Consider the following 19177-nt stretch of genomic DNA (forward strand, 5'->3'; position numbering starts at 1 on the left):
GGGCCCTTCTCCTCAGCGCTTGCCGATGGTCAGCACCGGCTTGGGCTTTGTCACCTCGGCGAAGAAGTCCTCGCCCTTGTCGTCGACCACGATGAAGGCCGGGAAGTCCTCGACCTCGATCTTCCAGACCGCTTCCATGCCGAGCTCCGGGAACTCCAGCACCTCGACGTGCCGGATGCAGTCCTGAGCGAGCCGGGCCGCCGGTCCACCGATCGAGCCGAGGTAGAACCCGCCGTACGTCTTGCACGCGTCGGTGACCTGCTGCGACCGGTTGCCCTTGGCGAGCATCACCATCGAGCCGCCGGACGCCTGGAACTTCTCCACGTACGAGTCCATCCGGCCGGCCGTGGTCGGACCGAACGACCCGGACGCGTACCCCTCGGGGGTCTTCGCCGGGCCGGCGTAATAAACCGCGTGGTCACGCATGTACTGCGGCATCGGCTCACCGGCGTCCAGCCGCTCGGCGATCTTCGCGTGCGCGATGTCCCGGGCGACAACCAGCGGACCCGTCAGCGAAAGCCTGGTCTTCACCGGGTACTTGCTCAGCTCGGTGCGGATCTCCGACATCGGCCGGTTGAGGTCGATCTGGACGGCGGGCTGCTCCTCGCCGAGGTCGGCCTCGGGCAGGTACCGGGCCGGGTCGGTCTCCAGCCGCTCCAGCCAGACACCGGACGGGGTGATCTTCGCGACCGCCTGCCGGTCGGCCGAGCAGGAGACCGCTATCGCAACCGGGCAGGACGCGCCGTGCCGGGGCAGCCGGATCACCCGGACGTCGTGGCAGAAGTACCGTCCGCCGAACTGGGCGCCGATGCCGAAGTCGCGGGTCAGCTCCAGCACCGCGGCCTCCAGTTCGAGGTCGCGGAAGCCGTGCGCCAGCATCGTGCCGGACGTGGGCAGGTTGTCCAGGTACTTCGCGGAGGCCAGCTTCGCGGTCTTCAACGCATGCTCGCCGCTGGTGCCGCCGACCACCACGGCCAGGTGGTACGGCGGGCAGGCCGACGTGCCGATCAGCCGCAGTTTCTCGTCCAGGAACTGCATCATCCGCTGCGGGTTGAGCAGCGCTTTCGTCTCCTGGTACAGGTACGACTTGTTGGCCGAGCCGCCGCCCTTGGCCATGAAGAGGAACTTGTAGGCGTCGGGGTGGCCGCCCGGGTCCTCGGCGTAGAGCTCGATCTGCGCCGGCAGGTTCGTCCCGGTGTTCCGCTCGTCCCACATGGTCAGCGGCGCGAGCTGCGAGTACCGCAGGTTCAGCCGGGTGTACGCCTGGTACACACCGAGTGCGATCGCCGCCTCGTCGGTCCCGTCGGTCAGCACGTGCCGGCCGCGCTTGCCCATCACGATCGCGGTGCCGGTGTCCTGGCACATCGGCAGCACCCCGCCGGCCGCGATGTTCGCGTTGCGCAGCAGGTCCATCGCGACGAACCGGTCGTTCGGCGACGCTTTCGGGTCGTCGATGATCATGCGCAGCTGGGTGAGGTGCGCCGGACGCAGGTAATGCGCGATGTCGTGCATCGCCTCGGCGGTGAGCGCGGTGAGCGCCGACGGCTCGACGGTCAGGAATCGCCGGCCACCCGGTCCCTCGACGACATCCACGCCCTCGTCGGTGACCAGACGGTACTCCGTCAGATCCTCGCCGGTCGGCAAGAGCGGCGAGTAGGTGAAAGCGGCGCCTCTGCTCATGAGCGGCAAGCCTAGGGCAGCGGACCCACCCCGCGCGAACCCTCCCCGATCCTTCGCCCGACCGGAGACGATCCTTCGCCCGCCCGGAGACGAAACCGAGACGAATCAGGAGAACGGCAGGTAGGCCATGTCCCGGCCGGAGACCGCGATCAAACCCTCCGGACCGACCGCGAAGACCTTCGCATCGGTACGCACATCGGCACGGATCACCCCGCTGGCCGGTGCCAACGCGGTGACCCGGTTCTTGGAGACGACGATCGCGGCGTACGGGGTGAGCGCCGCGCCGGCCTTGTTCCGCCCGGTCTGCGTCCACACCGTCTTGCCCTTGCTGAACGAGTACCCACGCAGAGTGTCGTCCTTGCGGATGACCGCGTAGGTGTCGTTCACCGCGACCACGTCGGAGTCCTTGTCGCCGTACCAGAGGTTGCGCCCGTCGTTCCCGTTGATCAGCACCTCACGGCCGTACGGGTCGACGCCGAGCACCACGTTGTACCCGCCGGCCGGGTCCTTCTCCTGCTCGCAGGCCGACCCGTTGTCCGCGGTACGCAGATTGAGCCCGTCCCGCCGCCACACCACAGCGTTGCCGGGCGGATCGGTCGCCACCACCTCGTAGTAACAGGTGCCGTCGGCAGGGGTTCCGTTCACCGTGAGCACCCGGCCGCCGACCACCACGACCTTCTGGTCCCGGGCCGCCCGCAGGGTCTGCACGAGCTTGCCGTTCGCGGTGTCGATCACCCGGATCTGCCCGTCGTGCGGCAGGCCGAGCAGTCCGGGCAGCGCGGGCGGCCCGGCGACGTCGTCGTCCACGTCGTCCGAGACCAGCCGCCGGGTGTCCGGCAGGTCGGGGTTGGCGGCGTCCAGCACGAACCCGATGCCACCGGTGTCCACGCTCCAGAGCTGGCTCCCGGCCTTCGGATCCCAGGCGGTCAGCCGGCAGTCGTTGCCTGCGGAGCAGCTCAGGTCGACGATCGCGTCCTGGTACGTCCAGACGGCGCCGGCCTCGGCGTCCGATCGGCGTACCGCCCCGGTCCGCGGGTCGAGCACCTGATAGCCCTTGGTGAGCAGCCGGCCGGTGACCACCACGGCGTCGTCACCCTTGCCCGCGATCGAGGCCCAGTCGGCGTCCGACTTCCAGAGCGGGACGGCCGCGGTCAGCCCGTACGCCTCGACCGACGTCCGGTACTCGACAACCACCGCGTCGCCGACGATCGCCACGCTCTGCGGTGTGCCGCCGAGCGTCTGCTGCCAGCGGGTGCCGGGCGCCACCGGGCCGCTGGTGTTGACCCAGGACCACATCTGCGGGAACGGGTTCCACACGCCCGTCGTGGCGAGCACGGTGACGACCACCGCAGTGGTGAGCACCGTGTATCCCTTCCAGGAACCCCCGCCCGAGGCCATTGGAGCAGGGTAATGACCTAGATCGGCTCAGCCCGAGAGCACGAAATGCCCGTGTCGACGCCCTATTTCGGGTTATAAGCCGATTGGACCAGTGGCGCAGTCCGGTACGGAATCAGCTCCGCCAGCGCGATGATCGTGTGCGCCCGGACGATCCCCTCGTACCCGACGATCTGGTCGATCACCCGCTGGAGATCGGCGTTCGCCCGGGCCACGATCCGGCACAGGATGTCGCCGCTGCCGGTGATCGTGTGCGCTTCGAGGACTTCGGGAATGTCGGCCAGGTGCCCGGCGACGGCGTCATGCCCGTACCGTTGCCTGATCTCCAAGGTCACGAAGCTCGTGACGCCGAACCCGATCGCGGCCGGGACCACCTCCGGGCCGAAGCCTTTGATCGCGCCGCGCGCGATCAGCTTGTCGAGACGCGCCTGAACCGTGCCGCGCGCCACCGCGAGCCGCCGGGAAAGCTCCAGGACGCCGATCCGCGGCTCCGCACCCAGCAGTGCGATCAGCCGCGCGTCGAGGCCGTCGAGCTGAACAGTCTGCTCACCCATCCGGCGAAGCTACCGTACGGATTGCACAGGTTGACCAGCACGGATCCAAACTCTTGTCCAGCCTTGGACGGTGCGCCACTGTGACCGCAGGACAACGCGGCGCTCTGGGACACTGAGATCAAAGACCGGGCCGCAGGGAACGGTCAGGCTGTCGTGTAAAGGTTTGCCCATGAGTTCGCTTCCCGCGGGTTGGTACAAGGACCCGGCCGACACCAGCACCCAGCGCTACTGGGACGGTGACGGCTGGCTGGGCCAGGCCATCCCGGCCGACGAGGTCCCGCCGGACGGGCCACCCGCGGTCGAGGAGGAGCCGGCGGCACAGGTCTCCCCCGCCCCGATCACCCCGGCGCCGCAACCCCCGGCCCAGCCGCAAGCGCAGCCACCAGCCCCTTACGGCCCCCCGCCGGGCTGGCAGCAAGGCCCGCCGCCGCCGGGCTGGCAACAAGGCCCGCCGCCGCCGGGCTGGCAACAAGGCCCGCCGCCGCCGGGCTGGCAACAAGGCCCGCCGCCGGGCTGGCAGCAAAACCCGCAGCAATACCCTCCCCAGCAATACCCCCAGCCCACCTGGGCCGGCCAGCCCCCGCACGCTTACCTCTACCCCATGCCGCAGGCGATGCCGCACGGCTTCCCCCTGGCCGGCCTGGGCCGCCGGCTCACCGCCCGCCTCATCGACATCGCGGTTGTGCTGCTGCTCAACGTCGTGGTCAACGGCTGGTTCATCTACCAGTACTGGCAGGACTTCGCCCCGATCATGCGGGACTACATGACCCAGGTGGAGGCGAACAGCGCCACCGCCACGGTCGGCGAGCCGACCGCACGCATGCAGACGCTCTCGATCGCCATCGTGCTGGTCGCGACCCTGCTCTGGCTGGTCTACGAGGCTCCGTCGATCGCCAGTCGCGGCCAGACCATCGGCAAACGGCTGATGGGCCTCAAGGTGGTGCCGGTCGAAAGCACCAACCCGCTCGGTTTCGGGCGCGCCTTCACCCGCTGGGCCCGTCTCGGCATGTGGACGCTGTTCTGGTGGTGCGGGATCGGCCTGGTGATCCAGTTCTTCGCCGCGCTGTCGCCGGTCTTCGACTCGCGCCTGCGTCAGGCCTGGCATGACAAGGCAGCGGCCACCGTCGTCGTCGCCGTTCCGCACGGCGTACACCCGATCGCCCCGGCCGCGCCGGGCAGCAAATCTCCCGGAGGACCCCAATGACCCGGCTGACCCGCGCCGATCTGGACGCGCTGCCGAACTACGTGCCCGGCCGCAACGTCGCCGATCTCGCCCGCGAACTCGGCATCAGCGAGGCAATCAAGCTGGCCAGCAACGAGGTGCCGTACGGCCCGCTGCCCGGCGTCGTGGAAGCCGCCGGCGAGGCCATGGCGTCGGTGCACCGCTACCCCGACATGGGCGTGGTGAAGCTGCGTGAGGTGATCGGCGAGCGGTTCGGCGTGAGCCCGGACCGGATCGTCACCGGCTGCGGCTCGGTCGCGCTCGCCGAGATCCTGGCGAAGACCACCTGTCTGCCAGGGGACGAGATCGTCTACTCGTGGCGGTCGTTCGAGGCGTACCCGATCATCGCGGCCGGCGGCGGCGCGACAAGCGTCCGGGTTCCGAACACGGCAGCGCACGGCCACGACCTGGCCGCGATGGCCGAGGCGATCACTGACCAGACCCGGATGATCTTCGTCTGCAACCCGAACAACCCGACCGGCACCTCGCTGCGCAAGGCCGAGATCGACCGCTTCCTCGCCGGCGTGCCCTCCGACGTGCTGGTCGTGCTCGACGAGGCGTACCGCGAGTTCGTCACCGACCCGGACGTCCCGGACGCACTGCAGACCTACGGCGACCGCCCCAACGTGGTCGTGCTGCGGACCATGAGCAAGGCCTGGGGCCTGGCCGGCCTCCGGATGGGTTACCTGGTCGCCCAGCCCGAGGTCGCCGCGACCATCCGCAAGGTGGTCACCCCGTTCTCCACCAGCACTGTTGCCCAGGCCGCCGCACTCGCCGCGCTCGCTCAGGAGGACGAGGTCCGCCGCCGCTGCTCCCTGGTGGTCGCCGAACGCGACCGCCTCACCGAAGCGTTGCGCAAACTCTCCATCGAGGTCCCGGCCAGCCAGGCCAACTTCGTCTGGCTCCCGCTCGGCGCCCGCACCGCCGCCTTCACCGCCGCCTGCGAAAACCGCGGCGTCATCGTCCGCGGCTTCCACCCGGACGGCGTCCGCGTCACCGTCGGCACCCCCGACGAGAACGACCAGTTCCTCGCCGCCGCCGAAGCCGCTCTCGCTTAAATCTTCTTTGATACGCGTCCCCGGCTGCGCCAAGCGCAGCCGGGCCCGCGCCGTCAGCCCCCGGTCCTGACGTCCATGCCCCGGCGCGACCCGCCGCCGGCCCCGACACCCAGAGCAACAAAGACAAATCACCGCAGCTCGCAAACCGCACGGGCCTACCACCCACCACAGCCCAGCCGCCAAGCCAACCGCCCCTCCAGCAAGCGAGCCGACCGCCCCTCCAGCAGGCGAGCCGACCGCCCCTCCAGCAGGCGAGCCGGCCCATCCTCCGGCAGGCGAGCCGTAGCCCAGAGAGGTCATCGGCCGTGATGACCTCTCCCGGCTACGGCTCGCCTCCGCCAAGACCCGCGACACTGACAACCGGCCGCCACCACGCGAACGAAGCACCGAAGCGTGTCGATTCAGGGCGCGAATCACACCTAAAGTCGACACGAGCAGCCAATTCACGGCCTGCGTGTCGACTTGAGGTGCGGAGCAAACCCAAACTCCACACGGAACAGGGCGCCCACTCGTGCGTGTCGAGTTCAGGTGCGGATCGAACCCTGAAGTCGGCACCCAGGCATGGGCCGACATCGCAGCCGCGAGCACCCGCCGGGCCACCGGGCCGCCGGGCCGCCGGGCCGCCGGGCCGCCGGGTCGCCTGGTCGCCGGGCCGCCGGGCCGCCGGGCCGCCGGGCCGCCGGGTCGCCGGGCCGCCGGGTCGCCGGGTCGCCGGGTCGCCGGGTCAGTGTTGGAGTGCGGCCGCCTGTGCCTCGTCGTGTTCCTCGGCGCTGATCCGGGCCGGGAAGGTCTGCCGGAACGTCACTACCAGCACGGATGCGGCCACCGCGAAGACCGCCGTGACAATCGGCAGCACACCGAGGTGACCGGCCCCGACCATCCGCTCGCCGATGAACGCCCCGCTGCCGATGCCGATCTGGAACGCCACCACGTAAACAGCCGAGGCCGCGTCCCGGCTGGCCGGCGCCACCCGCAGCGACGCCGAGCCGAGCAGGACCGGGATGGCGTTGAACGAGCCACCCCAGACCAGCACGGCCAGCACCGTCCCGACCGGGCCGAGCACCGGCGCCAGCAGGATCACCGACGCGGCGACGGTCACCGTGAGCCCGAGCAGGATCGGCCCGGGCCGCCGGTCCACGAACCGCCCGACCACGAAGTTGGCGACCAGCCCGACCGCGCCGTACCCGAGAAGCAGCACGCTGAGCGCCGCGCCGTCGAGCCCGGCGTCCCGGCGGACCAGCGGCGCGATGTAGGTGTACGCCGCGAAGTGCCCGACAACCACCACCAGGGTGACCGCGCAGAGCCCGAAGACCCGCCTGTTGCGCAGGATCAGCACGGCGTCGCGCATCTGGTCCTTGAGCCGGGCGGCCCGGTCCCGCGGCAGCACCGGCATCTCCGGCAGCAGGAAGATCAACGCGACGAAGCAGATCGCACCGGCTGCCGCGATCACACCGATCGACAGCCGCCAGCCGAGCCACTGACCGAGCGCGGTGCCGAGCGGCACACCCAGGACGATGGCGAGCGAGTTGCCGATGAAGACCAGTGACGTGGCCCGCCCGACCTGCCCGGGTGGCGCGAGCCGCGCGGTGATCGGCCCGATCACCGACCAGAACACCCCGTGCGCCAGCGCGCAGACAAGTCTGGAGAGAACCAGCACCGTAAAGGTGGGCGCGAGCGCCGCGGCCGCCTGGGAGACGACGAAGACCGCTACGGTGACCGCCAGCAACGTGTGCCGGGGAACCCGCATGGTGAGGGCGGTGAGCGGGATGGTGCTCAGCGCGGCCACCACGGCGTAACTGGTGAGCAGCAGCCCGACCTGGGCCTCGGTGACGTCGAGGCCGGCCGAGATCTGCGGTAACAGGCCGACAGGAAGGGTTTCTGCTGTCACATAGCAGAACGTCGAAGTGCCGAGGACGACAAGCGCCGGGCGGTTGAGCTTCACCGCCACAGAATAAGCTCTGATGCAGAGCAAAAAAAGGAGTTGACGTGACGACCCGCTCCACCGAGCTTCTCCGTGTGGTGCATCACACGCCCGGTGTCACCCGCGCCGACGCGGCCCGCCTCCTCGGCGTCGGCACCGGCGCGGCCACCGAGCTGGTCACCAAGCTCAGCCGGGCGTCACTGCTGGTCCAGGCGCCGGCCGCACCGAGCGGCAGCCGAGGCCGCCCGACCACCGTGCTGCTGCCCCACCCGGAAGGCCCGGTCGTGCTGGCCGTGGCGATCACCCACGAGGCCTGGCGGGTCGACGTGGTCGAGCTGGGCGGCGCCACCGCCGCCTCCCGATCAGGCCGTCACGCCTCGACCGGCTGGAACGAGGTCCGCGCGACCGTCACGGCCGCGATCGCCGAGGCCATTTCCGGGTTCGGCGACCGCCCCCGCGCCGTAGGCGTCTCGGTGCCGGGCACTGTCTCCCGGTCACTACGCCTGGACGCCTCGACGGCAGGCTGGCACGACGTCGACCTGACCGCCCTCTGGCCCACGGCCGACGTCTTCGTAGCCGGCAACGACGCCACCCTGGCCGCCACCGCCGAATCCCGCCGAGGCGCCGCGGCGGGCGCCGCCGTAGCCCTGCACCTGCGCATCGAAGCCGGCCTCGGCGGCGCGGTGGTCGAAGGCGGCCGCCCGACGATCGGCGCACTGGGAGCGGCCGGCGAGTTCGGCCACATGCCCTTCGGCGACCCGTCGGTCCGCTGCCCCTGCGGCGCCCCGGGCTGCTGGGGCACAGCCGTGGACGGCACCGCCCTGGCCCGCCTCCTGAACGAGCACCCACCCCGAGACCCGGTCACCTACGCCCGCCGAGTGATCGCAGCAGCGGCCGGGCATGCCGCCGGCCCGGCAGCCGAGCAGGCCACCGATCCAGCAGGCGGGCAGGCCACCGATCCGGCAGGCGGGCAGGCGGAGCCGGCCTCCGCCGAGCTGGCAGCGGTCCGAGAGGTCGGCGCGGCTCTAGGCCGGGGCATAGCGGGCCTGGTCAACGGCCTCGACGTCGACCTGGTCACCCTCGGTGGCCTGGGCGTAGACCTGCTGGCGGCGGTGCCGGACGCGATCGACGCCGCCTACCGAGACGGCCTGATGCTGATCCACCGAGCGTCCCCACCCCCGGTCCTGCCCGCCACCCTGGGCGACGACGAGGGCCCGATCGCAGGCGCAGCCGAAGAGGCCTGGGCAGCCCTGCTACCCCATCTGACCTAGCCCGACCGCCTCTACAGAGCCGCGATGATCACCGTGTCGAGCGTCAGGTAGTAGATCGGGGACTCCGGGTCGTTTTCCGGGGCGTCGACGTTCAGCCGTTCCATCGCCAGATAACCGCCGGCGATCCGATAGAGGCCCGGCTTCCACTCGGTGCTCTCGGTCCCGAAGGCCAGCGGGAACCGCAGCGCCTCCACACCGGTCCCGGCGTCCACTCCGACCAGCGTGTTCTCCGGCGTCAGCAGCAGCACTGTCGCGTCCGAGCCGCCCAGTACCCGCGCCGAGCCGTTCCATGTCCAGAGCACCGCGCCCGCGGGCGAGCGGCCGGTCACCACCGAACCGGCCGAGCTGACCACGACCCCTGCCGCGACCGTCGCCTCCGGGTCGTCGAGCGCCGGCGCCCGCTTCCCGGCGATCCAACCCTGCCCGGTAGCGTCACGGAGTCCGGCGCATGCGGAACCGTCCGGCTCACACCCCACGGGTGTCCACGGCCCGGCCGGCAACCCGGTCACCGGCTTGCCCGTCGCCGCGTCATAGGCGACGGAACACGCGAACACCGCACTCGACGTCGTGAACGTTTCCGCACACCCGGCAGGCCGGGGCAACCGCCAGCTGACTTCGCCCGTGCTCACGGCGTACCCAAGCAGCTCTTGATCCTCGGTGACCACGACGGTGCCGGCGGCGATCCGCAGAGCCTGCGCGTCCCAGACCGTCGCCGCCCCGGTGCGGTGACCGGCGTAACCCGGCGCCGGCACCGTGGACGTAGTCCGCCAGGCGATCTCACCGGTACGCGCGTCGACCGCCACGAGTTCGCCGTCCGACCAGCGGGTGACGACCGTGGTCCCACTCGCCGTCACCGCGCTGAGCTGCTCGGGCCAGCGGCGCAGCGACCACCGGGCGGTGTAAACGGTCCGGCCGTCGACCGGACCGTCGGCCCGCACCTGATGCTTCGCCGCGTAGACCCGCAGCCGGCCGTCGACAACCAGCGGGGCCACATTGGTCCGGCCGGTGACACCCGGCGCTCGGATCGTCAGAGGGGGATAAGGCGAGGACGCGCTCGCGAGGACCTCGGCCGGGCCGAGCACCCGCCAGCCGATCAGGACGGACGCGACCAGCAGGACCGCGGCCGCCAGAGTTCGTAGCAGCACCCGGGTCACCAGGGGATCATCCCATGGTCACTCGTAACCACCGTTTATCAGGCCCAGCCGGACCAGCTCGGTGAGTGGCTCCACCACGTTTGCGGCGCCGAATCCGACGAACAGCGGCCGGGTAACGGCCCGATGCACCCGGGCCGGCTCGACGAGCGGAACCGGGTGTGTCGCGGCGAGCGCCTCGGCGACCTCCGCCACCTCACCGCCCTCCGCGGCAGCCACCGTCGCGATCAGCACGTTGAGGAATCCGTGATGGGTGAAACCGGTCTCCGGATCGGTGTGCCGGGTGGCGTGCCGCTGCCCGGCCGCCAGCTTGAACGGCAATTCCCGGTCACGGCAGGCGCAGATCACCGCGGCCAGCTCCACCGGGGTCGGGAAGAGTTCGGCGGCGAGCCCGCCGACCCGGAATTTCGGCGCGATCGTCAGCCCCTCGGCGCGCGCTTCGGCGACCGTGTCCAGCGCGGAGAGGAGACCCCAGCTGAGCGGGATCTCGGCGTACAGCTGGAGGTCGCCCTGGCGGGCCGCGAACTCGCGCAACCCGGCCAGCCCTGGCTGCGGGTCCTCACCTCGACGGGCCACCGGCGCCTCGACGTGCTCGATCACCATGCCGGCGGCGCGCAGCTTTTCCACGGTCATCGGCAGGTTGGCGGCGGGCACGTCACCGATCAGACCGGCGCGGACCTTCGGCACCGGACCGGCGCCGACAGCCGAAGCGGGCACCAGCAGCGAGCCGATCAGGTCCGAGTACCACGAACCGGTGTGCTCGTCGTATTTCGACACCGCGTCCGCGAGGCCGATCGGGCTGGGCGGAAGAAGGGACGCGTCATCGACGAGCCCTGCATACAGCGGAGGCACCATCGTCGACACAAAATCGAACCTAATGGACGCCGGGAATTGTCTCCAGCCTTACTTTCGGCTGGTCACCACCAGCACCTCGGCGACCGCGGCGAGGATCATGCCGGTCACCAGGGTGGCGACCCCACCGACGCCGGCATAGACGAGCAGGAACAGCGGCGCCCCGAAACTCAGATAGACCGCCACGGCGAGCCTGCGGTTGCTCGACCGCAGCCGTCGCAGCACCACCCCGCCCGGTTCCGGCAGCCGGCTGCTGAACCAGATCACCACGGCACCGAACACCAGCACGCCGATCATGCCGGCCCAGACTCGCGAGATCCCGGCGCTGACCAGGGTCATCGCGGCGGTCAGCACGGAGACCACGAGGGTGCCGCCGGAGGCGTACTGGACGGTTTCGCGTACCGCGTCAGCGGATTCCTGGGAGACGTCGAGGACCTGGCGTGACGGGCGCGAGACGGGGAACGGATCGACGGATTTTTCCGGCTTTTTCGGTTCTTCGGGGTTTTCCCACGGTTCCGGGGTTTCCCACGGTTCTGGAGTTGCCGAAGCCTCTGGAGTTTCCGGTGGCACCCCTAGGGACGCCTCTTCGGCCAGGTCCTCGAGAGCGCGGGCCCATCGGCGGCGCTCGAACCGGACGATGCCCACCTCGCTGGCGGCATCACCGATCGTCGAGTCCAGTTCCAGCGCTTCCGCGTACGCCCTCTGCGCCAGATCGAAGAGCCGCAGACGCGCCGCCACGACGGCCAGGACCAGGTGCGCCTCGCCCTCCGAGGGAGCGACCCGGACACCGTTCCACGCGGCGTTCAGCGCCTCCTGCCCGTTGCGTGCCTCGCTGAGCAGGGCTGCGCCGGTGCGTTGAGCGTACGGATCGGTGGGGTGATCTCGCAGAATCGCCTCGGCGATCCGGGCGGCGTCACCGAACCGCCTGCTGTCGGTGAGCGCCATCGCCCGCACCACGAGCGAACCGAGTGACGGAGGCGTAGCCGACGCGGCCCGGTCGGCGGCGGCCAGAGCCTGGTCCGGCTGCTCCGCGGCAAGGTGAATGGTCGCGAGCGTGGTGAGCAGCTTGGCCTCCTGAGGCGCGCTGCTCAAACCGGCCGCGATCTCCTCGGCGGCTTCGTCGTAACGGCCGAGGTCGGCGAGGAGGAACGCCCTCTGCCGGTGCTCTTCAGGCGTGGTCTCGGGCTCCATGGGGGCGGACACGCTGCCGAGCGTAGGCGGTCTACCTGAAGATCACGTGAGTCGGGGTGAGCCGGCACACCACACGCACCACGTCCGCGCCGTCAGCGGTCCACGGCTCGTTCGCGTACTTGTAGCTCAACTCGCTGATCAGGTCACCCTCGTCGTCGACAAGGCTGACCGTGCCGTCGACGGTGAAGTAGGAGTACGGCTGCGCCGGGTCGTACCCGCAGATCGAGACCCGCGAATCCCGTTCCATGTTTCGGGTCTTCTGCCGTCCCCGCACGGTCGAGAAGACGATGTCCTCACCGTCGCGCTTCACCCAGATAGGCGTCGACTGAGGCGAGCCGTCCGCATTGATCGTAGTAAGCACCACATAAGTGGGATTGTCGATCAGCGCCCGGGCAGCTTCCGGCAGCACAGCGGTCATGCCAGTGATCATGCCCGATGACCCGCTACACCCACCCGTGACAAGCACCACCACCAAGATCCAAGCGGGGGAGCGCTAGGCGGTGGGGTAAACCATGGCCACCGCGATGCCGGCCAAGCCCTCGGCTCGGCCGGTCAGGCCCAGGCCGTCGGTGGTGGTGCCGGCCACTGTCACCGGGGCGCCGACCGCGTCGGAGAGAACCTTTTCGGCCTCGGCGCGTCGTTTGCCGATCTTCGGGCGGATGCCGATCACCTGAATCGACACGTTGCCGATCTCGTATCCGGCCGCCCGCACCCGGGACGCTGTCTCGGTGAGCAGCGCCACCCCGGCCGCGCCGGCCCACTCGGGCCGGCTCGTCCCGTAGTTGCTGCCCAGATCACCCAGCCCAGCCGCGGAGAGCAGTGCGTCGCAGGCCGAGTGCGCCGCAACATCAGCGTCGGAGTGCCCGGCGAGCCCGGGTTCCCCCGGCCAGCGCAGACCAGCCACCCAGCAGGGCCGATCGGCGTCAAAGGCATGAACGTCGGTACCGACACCAACCCGCGGAACGATCACCCCGCGAGCGTACGCGGCCCAACCCGACACCCGGGCTCCGCGGCAGCCCGCCGCTAAACCGCGTCCGGGTCGCTGACCGTCAGCAGGTGGGTGGCCAGTGCCAGGTCCATCGGCCGGGTGATCTTCAATGCCAGGTCGGACCCCGCGACACACCGCACCACGAGCCCCAGCTTCTCCACCGCCCCCGCGTCGTCCGTGTGCAACCCGGCCGCAGCCGCATGCGCCGCACGGAGAACGGACGCCCGGAAACCCTGGGGCGTCTGTACGGCACGCAGCACCGACCGGTCGACCGTCCCGAGCACGTCACCGTCCCCGGAGACCTCTTTGATGGTGTCGACCACCGGAAGGGCCGGGATGACAGCGTCGGAACCGGAGCGAACCGCCGCGGCGACCCGTTCAAACAATGAGACCGGGGCGAGGCAGCGCGCCGCGTCGTGAACAAGCACGATGCCCAGCGAAGGCGGCACGACGGCCAGCGCCGCGGCGACCGACTCCTGGCGCTCGGCACCACCGGCCACGACCACAACCGGGGCGATCGGAGCGAGCAGGGCACCCACGGCATCAACCTCGGCCGGCGGCGCCGCGACCACGATCATGGCGACCGACGGCGACGCGGCGATGCGGCGAATCGCGTGGACCAGAAGCGGCTCGCCGTCGAGCAGCCGCAGCGCCTTGGGAGCGCCGGGGCCGAGCCGCAAACCGGCTCCCGCAGCTGGAACGACGACCGCGACGTCACCGCGAGCACTAGGCTGCGCGGTCACGTCGCGGTCGTCGGACACAGTTTTGAGGAGTGTTTGCGTCGGGTGGATCAGGCCTCGGTGAGGACCTTGTCGAGAAGCACCTCAGCCTCGTCCTTGGTGCTCTTCTCAGCGAGGGCCACTTCACCGACCAGGATGTCGCGCGCCTTTGCCAGCATGCGCTTCTCACCTGCGGACAGGCCACGCTCACGCTCACGGCGCCAGAGGTCGCGGACGACCTCAGCAACCTTCAGCGGGTTGCCGGAGGCGAGCTTCTCCAGGTTGGCCTTGTAACGCCGCGACCAGTTGGTCGGCTCCTCGGTGTGCGGAGCACGCAAGACGTCGAAGACCTTGCCCAGGCCTTCTTCGCCAACCACTTCGCGCACGCCGACTTCTTCGGCGTTCTCAGCGGGCACCCGAACAGTCAGATCGCCCTGGGCGACACGCAGAACGAGATACTGCCTTTCAACGCCCTTGATGACCCTAGTCTCGATTGCCTCGATGAGTGCGGCCCCGTGGTGGGGGTAAACAACGGTCTCGCCGACACTGAAAACCATAGGTTCGAAACCCCTTTCGCTGTGTCTAGGGTAACACGCCCAGGCGGCAGTGTCTCGCCCTGGCGGTCACTGTTAGTGCAGCTCAGGGGGCCTGTGATGGGGCTTTCTCCCGCTTGACACCGGCGCGAGAAGCTGCCTGCGTGACTTAGAGTGATCGGTGCGTGACGGTCCACGCCAGCGAGTCGGAAATTCCGGACCTGATGGCTTTGTCAGATCAAGCTTATCGCTAAGGTCCGCAATGACGCACCACTGGCGATGCGGCCCCGCTTGCGGGACGCTGGACGAGAGTTCCCCGACCGAAGCAAGATCTGGTCGGCCAGGGGGGAGGTTGAGTCATGGCAGGCGCGAGCGACAACGGCGGCTGGCCGCCTGACGGCGGTGCCAACGGCGATCTTCCCGACCTCCCCGAGGAGTGGGGGGTCATCGTCATCCCGGACGACCTCTCGGAGCTTTCCGAGGAGGTCGAGGCGGTCCGGGCCGAGCTGGACACGGCCGCGCCCCTCACCGGCTGGCAGCGGTTCACCCGCCGCCCGGCGGTGCGCCGGCTGAGGCGTCTTGGCGCACTCACCATTCGCACTCCGGCCTTGATCATTTCGATGGCCGTCCTGGTCACCGTGGCCAGTCTGTTCGCTTCGGCATGGCCCGGCCCGGCGCGCCAACCGGCTACTCAGCGCACGGCCAGCACGACCACAACACCGTCCGACAAGTTGCCCGCGCTGGATCTCATCGGGACGAACGGGCAGGCGGTCTCGATTCGCAACCGACTACCCGCGGTAATCATCCTGACCGACGGTTGCGCCTGCGAGAGCCTCGTCACGGACACCATCGCCTCGGTCAAATCGGACACCGCGGTCATCGCCGTCGCGTCGGCGGCGCCCTCGGCCGCGCCGAGCACCGGCCTGACCTATCTGCCTCAGGCGCAGACCCCGCAGGCCGACGGCAAGTCGGTCAGCTTCCTGCGCGACCCGACCGGCAGTCTGCGGCGGCATTTCCATCTCGGCGCTCCGGACGGCACGGCGGCGGTCCTCATCGCCGACAAGTCCGGCAAGATCGTGCGGCTGCGGGACCGGATCGCGTCGGTCGAGGAGATCCGGCCCGACCTGGCCCGTCTGTAGCCAAACGACAGAACCCGCGACAACCGCCAGCTCAGACAATTCGACCAAGATCAAAAATACTTGGGTACGCACAAAGCACCCGGGCCCTCAAGAAACAACAGTCACCAGCTCAGCCGCTGAAGCGTGTACCGGAACACGACCGGCCCCGCCTCCTCCACGCTGATCCGCAGGTGGAGTTCGCTAGCCAGCCCGACACTGAACACCTCGGGCGTCCGCGACCCCGAGCACCGCATCCCCCGGCCGGTCTCGTCGGCACCGAGGCTCACCCGGACCCGGCTGCCGTCGTCACCGGCGCAGACCACCGAGACCAGGAACTCGCCGCTGCCGACCTCGGCGACCTCCTCGTGACCGTCGCCGTCAGCGAGCGCCAGAGTGCCCGCCATCTGCTGATCCCCGGACTCAGGCAGCAGCTGCTCGGCGACGAGCTGCCAGCCGAGCAGCCGCTCGTCGACCGGCTCGCGTGGGGTGGCTCGCCACCACCACGCCGCGCCTGCGATCAGGATCATCGCCGTCAATAGGTGCAATACGGCCCCGCGGCCCCGTTCCGCGCTCACGCTCCGAGAGTAGGGCCCTCCAGAAGAGTGACATAGAGCGTGAGCCCGGGACCAAACGCAAGCATGACGATTCGCCGTGGTGGATCTTTTCGGCGGCGCAGCGCGTCGAGGACGAGCAGCACGGTTGGTGAGGAGCAGTTCCCGTAGGAGGCCAGCACGCCCCGGGAGGCCGCCAGCGCCGCGTCGTCGAGCCCCAGTTGCTCCTGCACCACGTCGAGGATCTTGGGACCGCCCGGGTGGATCGCCCAGCCGTCGACGTCGGTCACCTGAAGGCCACGCCGTGCCAGCACGTCGTCGACGAGGTTCCGGACGTGTGCTGCGAGCACCACCGGTACCTGCGGCGACAGCCCCATCCGGAATCCGGCGTCGGTGACCTCCCACGTCATGTGATCAGCCGTCGTGGTGTCCGTGACGGCGGCGACCTCGCTGATCGCGTACCCAAGATCGCCGGAGGCGGAAGGGGTGACCACGCACGCGGCCGCCGCGTCCGAGAAGAGCGCGTGCGAGACGATCTGTTGAATGTCGGTGCGGGTGCCCGGCGGCTGCAGGTGCAGGCTGGTCAGCTCCGCGCAGAGGAGCAGCGCCGGCTTGCCGCGGGCCACCACGAAGTCGCTGACCGTCCCGAGGCCGGGCAGAGCCGCGTAACAACCCATGTGCCCGACGAAGAGCCGCTGCACGCTCGGCGACATGCCCATGTCCCGGGCCAGCAGGATGTCGAGTCCGGGCGTGGCGTAACCGGTGCAGGAGCAGACCGCGAAGAGGCCGAGCTCGTCCGCGGCGATGCCGGCGTCGGCAAGCGCGCGGCCGACCGCCGCTTTGCCGAGCGGGATGGCTTCCACCTGATAACGGCGCATCCGGCGCTCGGTTGACCAGCCGGAGACGTCCTCCAGCAGCGGGCTGATCACCGCCTGCCGGGTACGCACACCGGAGTTCGTGAAGATCCGTTTCGCCAGAGCCCGGCGTGCGCCGGTGTAGTGCTGCGCGAAATAGCCCTCCCAGAGGTCCTCCTGAACGGCCGACGGCGGCAGGGCGATGCCGAGCCCGCTGAGCCACGCGGTCACCATCGCGGGACCGCACCGTCGGAGTCGGGGTCGCCGCCGAGCGCTTCCACACCGAGCCAGTCGGCGCAGACGTCGCTGGTGGCCGGCTGCAGCGAGCCGGCTCGGGCATCCCGATAGAGCCGTTCCAGCGGATGACCGCGCCGCATGGCCGAGGCGCCGGCGGCTTCCAGCATCGACGCGGCGACCTCGGCCGCGGTCGTGCCGGCCAGCAGTTTCGCCCGCCACACCCAGCGGTTCGTCTCGGTGTCGCCGGGCGCTTCGTCGACGCGCCGGGCCGCTTCCTGGACCGCGAGAAGCGCGGCGGAGACGGAGGCGTCGGCCCGGCCGATCCGCGCCCGGACAGCGGGCAGATGGGATAAACCGCGCTGCTTGACGTGATCGACTGCCGCGTCCACGGCGGCCCGGGCGACACCCACGTAGACGGCGGCATACGAAGCCACCATCCAGTGCGGCGCCACCTGCACGGCCACCAGCGCCAGCCCTTCCAGGCCGCCGAGCAGCGCCGACGCCGGAACGGTCACGTCGATGTGCAGGTCGTGCGAGCCGGTGGCCCGCATGCCGAGCGCGTCCCAGGTCTGCTCGACGCGCAGCCCACCGCCCGACGGGACCAGAAACTGCGAGACCTGAGTGGGATCGCTCGCGCTGCGAGCGGCCACCAGGTACGCGTCAGCGTGCCCAGCCCCCGAACAGAACGACTTGGACCCGGCGATCCGATAACCACCGTCCACCGCTTCGTAGCTGGTGGTCAGTTCCGACAGCCGGGAGCCGGCGCCGCGTTCGCTCATCGCCACGGCGTACCAGTTGCCGCTCGCCGCCGCCTTGAGGTGGTTGTCGCGGGCATCAAGCGCCTCCTGCGGCAGGCCGAGCGCGTCGGCGAGGACGTCAGTGATCCCGCCGAGCGCGCCGGTCACCGAGGCGTGCATGTTGAAGACCAGCGCGGTGGCGCCGTTGCCACGAGCCAGTTCGTACGCGATCTCGGCGTACTCCGCGAAGCCGGCGCCGGCGCCTCCGAGCCGGGACGGGACCATCAGCCCGAAGAATCCGGAGTCGCGCAGGTCGGCGAAGTCGTCGACGGGGAAGGTGCCGTCTCGGTCGGTGGCGGCGGCACGGGCGGCGAACCGCGGTGCGAGCCGGCGGGCCTCATCGATCATGGCGGGTACCCACTCCTTGGTAGAGAACCGCTGTGGAGAAGGTCGGAACGATCTTTCCGGCGCTGGGATCACGTTTCAGCACCAGCCAGCGGAACAGGCCGGAGACCGTCGGCCGGACCCCGCGGGTCCGCAGGGTCACACCGTGCCGGGCGAACTCGGATCGCAGAAGGCCCGGCGGCACGAACAAGGCCGGGTCGTGCAGGCCGACCGGCGCGACGCCGAGCCGCTCCCCGAGCGTCACCGTGATCAACCGCGAGAGCACGGTGTCGTTGACCGTGTCGATCACCACGAGACCACCCGGGCGCAGCACCCGGGAGAGTTCGGCGACCGTGCCGGGCAGGTCGGTGACGTGTTCGAGGATCTCGCCGGCGACAACGACGTCAGCACTGCCGTCCTTGAAAGGCAGCCTGGTCACGTCGCCGTTGACGGGTGCGAGGCCGCGCCCGGACGCCTGGCCGAGACCGATCCGGCCCAGGTCGACGCCGACGTGCCGGTACCCCTTGTCGCGGACGTGCGGCGCGAGCAGCCCGCCGCCGCAGCCGGCGTCGAGCAGGACCCGCCCGGGCCCGGCCGCATCCGGGATCAGAGCCGCGCGAGCAGCGGCCAGCCAGTGCAGCACCTCGAAGTCTCCGCCGGGTCGCCACCACTCGCCGGCCAGGTCGTCGTACTGACGGGGGTCATTGCGCTGCATCGACAGCATGCGATCGAGACTGGCACGGGTTCGGCAGATCCACCAC

General features: G+C 70.2%; 19 protein-coding genes. 4 read left to right on the top strand and 15 right to left on the bottom strand.

Features of this window, described 5'->3' with window-relative positions; translation table 11 throughout:
• Nucleotides 1-12: 12 nt before the first annotated feature.
• The 3 genes from ACQP2E_RS36730 to ACQP2E_RS36740 form a co-directional block, all read right to left on the bottom strand.
• Complete coding sequence (locus ACQP2E_RS36730) at nt 13-1680, bottom strand: fumarate hydratase (RefSeq protein WP_433827541.1); 1668 nt, start codon at nt 1678-1680, stop codon at nt 13-15.
• Between the two features lie 105 nt (nt 1681-1785).
• Complete coding sequence (locus ACQP2E_RS36735; protein WP_433827542.1) at nt 1786-3078, bottom strand: PQQ-binding-like beta-propeller repeat protein; 1293 nt, start codon at nt 3076-3078, stop codon at nt 1786-1788.
• 62 nt (nt 3079-3140) lie between these two features.
• Nucleotides 3141-3629 (bottom strand): Lrp/AsnC family transcriptional regulator, encoded by a 489-nt coding sequence (locus tag ACQP2E_RS36740; protein ID WP_433827543.1) that lies wholly within the window; start codon nt 3627-3629, stop codon nt 3141-3143.
• Nucleotides 3630-3798: 169 nt separating this feature from the next.
• Here ACQP2E_RS36740 and ACQP2E_RS36745 point away from each other — a divergent pair, with 169 nt between their 5' ends.
• Together ACQP2E_RS36745 and hisC are read left to right on the top strand one after the other, a co-directional pair.
• On the top strand, nt 3799-4833 hold the full coding sequence (locus tag ACQP2E_RS36745) for an RDD family protein (protein WP_433827544.1): 1035 nt from the start codon (nt 3799-3801) through the stop codon (nt 4831-4833).
• The gene (gene hisC, locus ACQP2E_RS36750) at nt 4830-5909 is read left to right on the top strand and encodes a histidinol-phosphate transaminase (RefSeq protein ID WP_433827545.1); all 1080 of its coding nucleotides are present in this window, start codon (nt 4830-4832) and stop codon (nt 5907-5909) included. The genes ACQP2E_RS36745 and hisC overlap by 4 nt, the downstream gene beginning before the upstream one ends.
• Before the next feature lie 724 nt (nt 5910-6633).
• Here hisC and ACQP2E_RS36755 read toward each other — a convergent pair.
• Nucleotides 6634-7851: an MFS transporter gene (locus ACQP2E_RS36755; RefSeq protein ID WP_433827546.1), complete on the bottom strand. Its 1218-nt coding sequence runs from the start codon at nt 7849-7851 to the stop codon at nt 6634-6636.
• Between the two features lie 44 nt (nt 7852-7895).
• Between ACQP2E_RS36755 and ACQP2E_RS36760 the strand changes: the two genes are divergently transcribed.
• The gene (locus ACQP2E_RS36760; RefSeq protein ID WP_433827547.1) at nt 7896-9101 is read left to right on the top strand and encodes an ROK family protein; all 1206 of its coding nucleotides are present in this window, start codon (nt 7896-7898) and stop codon (nt 9099-9101) included.
• 11 nt (nt 9102-9112) lie between these two features.
• Here the strand turns inward: ACQP2E_RS36760 and ACQP2E_RS36765 are convergent, their stop codons facing one another.
• The 7 genes from ACQP2E_RS36765 to ACQP2E_RS36795 all read right to left on the bottom strand — a co-directional run bounded on the left by ACQP2E_RS36765 (nt 9113) and on the right by ACQP2E_RS36795 (nt 14559).
• The gene (locus tag ACQP2E_RS36765) at nt 9113-10255 is read right to left on the bottom strand and encodes a PQQ-binding-like beta-propeller repeat protein (protein ID WP_433827548.1); all 1143 of its coding nucleotides are present in this window, start codon (nt 10253-10255) and stop codon (nt 9113-9115) included.
• 18 nt (nt 10256-10273) lie between these two features.
• Nucleotides 10274-11104 carry a hypothetical protein gene (locus tag ACQP2E_RS36770; RefSeq protein WP_433834222.1) on the bottom strand — a complete coding sequence of 277 codons (831 nt, stop codon included), beginning with the start codon at nt 11102-11104 and terminating at the stop codon, nt 10274-10276.
• A gap of 51 nt (nt 11105-11155) precedes the next feature.
• Nucleotides 11156-12307 (bottom strand): hypothetical protein, encoded by a 1152-nt coding sequence (locus tag ACQP2E_RS36775; RefSeq protein ID WP_433827549.1) that lies wholly within the window; start codon nt 12305-12307, stop codon nt 11156-11158.
• A 19-nt stretch (nt 12308-12326) separates the two neighbouring features.
• Nucleotides 12327-12713: a PPOX class F420-dependent oxidoreductase gene (locus ACQP2E_RS36780; RefSeq protein ID WP_433827550.1), complete on the bottom strand. Its 387-nt coding sequence runs from the start codon at nt 12711-12713 to the stop codon at nt 12327-12329.
• Nucleotides 12714-12788: 75 nt separating this feature from the next.
• Entirely contained in the window at nt 12789-13265 is a 477-nt protein-coding gene (gene ispF / locus ACQP2E_RS36785; RefSeq protein WP_433827551.1) for a 2-C-methyl-D-erythritol 2,4-cyclodiphosphate synthase, read from the bottom strand.
• Between the two features lie 53 nt (nt 13266-13318).
• Nucleotides 13319-14026: a 2-C-methyl-D-erythritol 4-phosphate cytidylyltransferase gene (gene ispD, locus ACQP2E_RS36790; RefSeq protein WP_433834224.1), complete on the bottom strand. Its 708-nt coding sequence runs from the start codon at nt 14024-14026 to the stop codon at nt 13319-13321.
• Nucleotides 14027-14073: 47 nt separating this feature from the next.
• On the bottom strand, nt 14074-14559 hold the full coding sequence (locus ACQP2E_RS36795) for a CarD family transcriptional regulator (RefSeq protein WP_014447856.1): 486 nt from the start codon (nt 14557-14559) through the stop codon (nt 14074-14076).
• 335 nt (nt 14560-14894) lie between these two features.
• On the opposite strand from ACQP2E_RS36795, the gene ACQP2E_RS36800 reads away from it, so the two are divergent.
• Nucleotides 14895-15674, top strand: coding sequence for a hypothetical protein (locus ACQP2E_RS36800; RefSeq protein WP_433827552.1), 780 nt, complete (start codon nt 14895-14897; stop codon nt 15672-15674).
• A gap of 101 nt (nt 15675-15775) precedes the next feature.
• Here ACQP2E_RS36800 and ACQP2E_RS36805 read toward each other — a convergent pair whose 3' ends face one another.
• The 4 genes from ACQP2E_RS36805 to ACQP2E_RS36820 are packed head-to-tail and all read right to left on the bottom strand — an operon-like array spanning nt 15776 to nt 19140.
• Nucleotides 15776-16180 (bottom strand): DUF6023 family protein, encoded by a 405-nt coding sequence (locus ACQP2E_RS36805; RefSeq protein ID WP_433827553.1) that lies wholly within the window; start codon nt 16178-16180, stop codon nt 15776-15778.
• A gap of 44 nt (nt 16181-16224) precedes the next feature.
• Complete coding sequence (locus ACQP2E_RS36810; RefSeq protein WP_433827554.1) at nt 16225-17292, bottom strand: type III polyketide synthase; 1068 nt, start codon at nt 17290-17292, stop codon at nt 16225-16227.
• A complete protein-coding gene (locus ACQP2E_RS36815) occupies nt 17286-18440 on the bottom strand; it encodes an acyl-CoA dehydrogenase family protein (RefSeq protein ID WP_433827555.1) in 1155 nt (384 codons plus the stop codon). Before ACQP2E_RS36815 ends, ACQP2E_RS36810 begins: the two co-directional genes overlap by 7 nt.
• Nucleotides 18430-19140 (bottom strand): methyltransferase domain-containing protein, encoded by a 711-nt coding sequence (locus ACQP2E_RS36820; protein WP_433827556.1) that lies wholly within the window; start codon nt 19138-19140, stop codon nt 18430-18432. Before ACQP2E_RS36820 ends, ACQP2E_RS36815 begins: the two co-directional genes overlap by 11 nt.
• Nucleotides 19141-19177 lie beyond the last annotated feature (37 nt).

Source organism: Actinoplanes sp. CA-015351 (assembly GCF_050955685.1).
Taxonomy (GTDB): domain Bacteria; phylum Actinomycetota; class Actinomycetes; order Mycobacteriales; family Micromonosporaceae; genus Actinoplanes.

Excerpts from the sequence above, each read along its gene's own strand:
- ACQP2E_RS36730 (WP_433827541.1), bottom strand. The coding sequence starts at position 1,680 with ATGAGCAGAGGCGCCGCTTTCACCTACTCGCCGCTCTTGCCGACCGGC.
- ACQP2E_RS36735 (WP_433827542.1), bottom strand. The coding sequence starts at position 3,078 with ATGGCCTCGGGCGGGGGTTCCTGGAAGGGATACACGGTGCTCACCACT.
- ACQP2E_RS36740 (WP_433827543.1), bottom strand. The coding sequence starts at position 3,629 with ATGGGTGAGCAGACTGTTCAGCTCGACGGCCTCGACGCGCGGCTGATC.
- ACQP2E_RS36745 (WP_433827544.1), top strand. The coding sequence starts at position 3,799 with ATGAGTTCGCTTCCCGCGGGTTGGTACAAGGACCCGGCCGACACCAGC.
- hisC (WP_433827545.1), top strand. The coding sequence starts at position 4,830 with ATGACCCGGCTGACCCGCGCCGATCTGGACGCGCTGCCGAACTACGTG.
- ACQP2E_RS36780 (WP_433827550.1), bottom strand. The coding sequence starts at position 12,713 with ATGACCGCTGTGCTGCCGGAAGCTGCCCGGGCGCTGATCGACAATCCC.
- ACQP2E_RS36795 (WP_014447856.1), bottom strand. The coding sequence starts at position 14,559 with ATGGTTTTCAGTGTCGGCGAGACCGTTGTTTACCCCCACCACGGGGCC.
- ACQP2E_RS36800 (WP_433827552.1), top strand. The coding sequence starts at position 14,895 with ATGGCAGGCGCGAGCGACAACGGCGGCTGGCCGCCTGACGGCGGTGCC.
- ACQP2E_RS36805 (WP_433827553.1), bottom strand. The coding sequence starts at position 16,180 with ATGATCCTGATCGCAGGCGCGGCGTGGTGGTGGCGAGCCACCCCACGC.
- ACQP2E_RS36810 (WP_433827554.1), bottom strand. The coding sequence starts at position 17,292 with ATGGTGACCGCGTGGCTCAGCGGGCTCGGCATCGCCCTGCCGCCGTCG.
- ACQP2E_RS36815 (WP_433827555.1), bottom strand. The coding sequence starts at position 18,440 with ATGATCGATGAGGCCCGCCGGCTCGCACCGCGGTTCGCCGCCCGTGCC.
- ACQP2E_RS36820 (WP_433827556.1), bottom strand. The coding sequence starts at position 19,140 with ATGCTGTCGATGCAGCGCAATGACCCCCGTCAGTACGACGACCTGGCC.